The sequence below is a fragment of the Caballeronia sp. genome, assembly GCF_049581465.1.
Classification (GTDB): domain Bacteria; phylum Pseudomonadota; class Gammaproteobacteria; order Burkholderiales; family Burkholderiaceae; genus Caballeronia.
In genome coordinates this window covers 1-3,055 of sequence record NZ_JBAUSA010000865.1, presented here as the reverse complement: position 1 = coordinate 3,055, position 3,055 = coordinate 1, and the positions used below count along the sequence as shown (strand labels likewise).

General features: G+C 58.9%; 3 protein-coding genes. All 3 read left to right on the top strand.

What is annotated here, in order from left to right:
• A partial coding sequence (locus tag WCA53_RS21215) for a TRAP transporter small permease (protein WP_423915265.1) occupies positions 1-378 on the top strand: 378 nt, incomplete at its 5' end.
• A 7-nt stretch (positions 379-385) separates the two neighbouring features.
• Positions 386-1,738: a TRAP transporter large permease gene (locus WCA53_RS21210; RefSeq protein WP_423915263.1), complete on the top strand. Its 1,353-nt coding sequence runs from the start codon at positions 386-388 to the stop codon at positions 1,736-1,738.
• A 75-nt stretch (positions 1,739-1,813) separates the two neighbouring features.
• Entirely contained in the window at positions 1,814-3,013 is a 1,200-nt protein-coding gene (locus tag WCA53_RS21205; RefSeq protein ID WP_423915260.1) for a porin, read from the top strand.
• Positions 3,014-3,055 lie beyond the last annotated feature (42 nt).

Genomic DNA, 3,055 nt, shown 5'->3' with positions numbered 1-3,055 from the left:
GTGATGCGCTATGTCTTTAGCGATGCCCCCGATTTCGTCGAACCGATCGCTCTCCTGCTGGTGATCGTGATCGCCATGTTCGGCGCCGCGCTCAAGGTTCGTGAGGGCGGCCATATCGGGCTTGATTCGCTCGTCAAGAAATTGCCGCCGAAAGGTCAAGTGGTCGCGCAGGCGTTCCAGCATCTGTGCCTGATTGTGTTGGCCGTGGCGATTTTCTTCGGCTGCTTGCAGATGGCGGAGACAACCATGGACGACAAGATCCCGATTCTGGGTCTTCCGGAAGCGCTTCGTTACCTCATTCCGATCGTTGCCAGTGTCTGCATCGCTCTGTTCTCATTCGAGAACCTGCTGGGTTTTTTCGCACAGAAACAGAAATAGAAGAATCATGGAACTTGCCATCCTCTCAGTTAGCCTCCTCGTTTTCCTCGTACTCGGGGTTCCTGTATCGTTCGCACTGGGGCTCTCGTGCGTCCTGACCTATATGCATGAAGGGTTGCCGGCGGCCACCGCCATGCAGTCGATGATTTCGGGCATGAACGCGTTTTCGTTCCTCGCAGTCCCGTTCTTCATTTTCTCCGGCGAGTTGATGCTGCACGGCGGTATCGCCGACCGCATCCTGCGTTTCGCGCAGGCCACCGTGGGCCATTTCCGCGGTGGGCTCGGCATGGCGAACGTGGTCGCGTGCACGTTGTTCGGCGGCGTGTCCGGTTCGCCGACGGCAGATACCTCAGCCATGGGCGGCGTCGTTATTCCGATGATGAAGCGCGAAGGCTACAGCGCGGCCTATGCTGTCAACGTGACGACCCATTCGTCGCTCGCGGGCGCGCTGATGCCTACGTCGACGAACATGATCATTTATGCGTTCGCCGCACAGGGCATCACCGGGACGTTGAATGGTCAGCAGATGAGCGGCGTGTCGATCGGTGACCTTTTGTTTTCGGGGCTGTTGCCGGTTCTGTGGGTGATGGGTTTCGTGCTCCTTGCTGCGTACTGGCAGGCGGTCAAATACGGTTATCCGCGCCGGCCTGACGGCTCGACCGAATTGCAGCGTTTTCCCGGCTGGTTCGCGGTGGCACGCACGTTCCTTGGCGCGTTGCCCGGCTTGATGGTGATCGCGATCATTCTGGTCTGCGTAGCAAGAGGTATTGCCACAGCGACGGAAGCGGCAGCCATTGCCGTGGCTTATTCACTTGTGTTGACCATCGTCGTTTATCGGACGATGACGATGAAGAAGCTCTTTCATGCGCTTTCAACGGCGGCTAAAACCACCGGCGTAGTGCTGCTGCTCATCGGCGTGTCGAACATGCTGCGTTTCCAGATGGCTTATCTGGAAATTCCCGATGCGATCGAACACATGCTTAACGGTGCGACGAGCCTGCCCTGGCTGATGCTGCTTTACATCAACGTCCTTCAGATCTTCCTCGGCACATTCGTCGACATGGCCGCGCACATCCTGATCACCACGCCGTTGTTCCTGCCGATGGCGATGCACGCTGGCGTTGGCCCGGTGCAGTTCGGGATCATGATTTTGCTGAACTGTTCATTGGGGCTCGTGCATCCGCCGATCGGCTCGGTGCAGTTCATCGGCTGCGCGATCGGAAATGTCTCGATAGGTGAAACCACCAAAGTGGCGTGGCCTTATTACCTGGCTATCTTCAGCGCGATCAACATTGTGACTTACGTACCGATGTTTTCGACGTGGCTGCCAAGCATCATCAACGGCCATCCGGTGTTTTGATTGAACACACAATCCACACCCAGCGGCGTGCGTGGGCGCCGGAAACGAAGAAAAATTTTTAACAGAGGAGTAAAAATGAAAAAGGCTTTTCTAGGTTCGGCTCTGGGGTTGGTCGCCCTGGGCGCGCATGCGCAAAGCAGCGTGACGTTGTACGGTTTGGTCGATACGGGGATCGGCTATCAGAGCAGCTCGGCTACGCTGGGTTCGAACTCTGGCGGCCGTTCGCAAGTCAAGATGGTCCAGGGCATCTGGGCGGGCAACCGCTTCGGCCTGAAGGGCAGTGAGGATCTGGGCGGCGGTACGAAGGCCATTTTCCAGTTGGAAGAGGGCTACAACAGCACGAACGGTGCCGAGAACACCTCGGGTCTGATGTTCAGCCGGCAAGCGTATGTCGGTGTGACCAATGCGAACTACGGTACGTTCACGGCCGGCCGCCAGTACACGCCGTACTACACGCTGCTCTCGCCGTATAGCCCGACCAACTGGCTGACGGGCGCATACGGCGCGCACCCGGGTGATATCGACGCGATGGACACGATCTATCGCCAGAATAACTCGCTGGTGTACACGTCGCCGAACATCCACGGTCTGACGGTCAGCGGTTCATACGCGCTGGGCGGCGTGCCGGGTAGCTTGGGCGCGGGTCAAACCTGGAGCGCGGCAGCACAGTACCTGGCCGGCCCGTTCGGGATCGCAGCAGGTATCCAGCGCGTCGACAACTCGACGCCGGGCGGCGGCGCATGGGGTCCGAACTCGACGATGATTAGCGGCACCGGGCAGGCGGGCGTCTCGGCTATCAATAACGGCTTCCAGACGGCAGCAAAGCAGCAGCGCGTTGCAGTGACGGGCGGCTACGCGTTCAATTCGGCGTGGGACGTTTCATTCGCCTATTCGAACGTGCAATACGAATCGGGCGTCAACTCGGCGTTCCACGGAACTGGGATCTGGAACACGGGTGGTGCCGTGCTGCACTGGAGGCCGATCACGGTGCTGGACCTTGGCGCCGGCTATAGCTACACCCGTGCAACGGAATCGAACGGCATCACGAGCGCGGCTAGTTACAGCCAGTTCAACCTCTCGCAGTACTACTCGCTCTCCAAGAGTACCAGTCTGTATGCGCTGGAAGCGTATCAGCTTGCTGGCGGTCAGACGCTGGGCACCAATGGCAAGACCATCATCAACGCAACGGCAGCTATCGGTGACGGCCAGAACAGCTCACCGGCGTCGTCGCGCAGCATGGTTGCTGTCGGCGTGGGCATCATCCACAAGTTCTAATCAGGTAGTGTAGAAGCGGCGGTGTATTGTTATGCCGCCCCG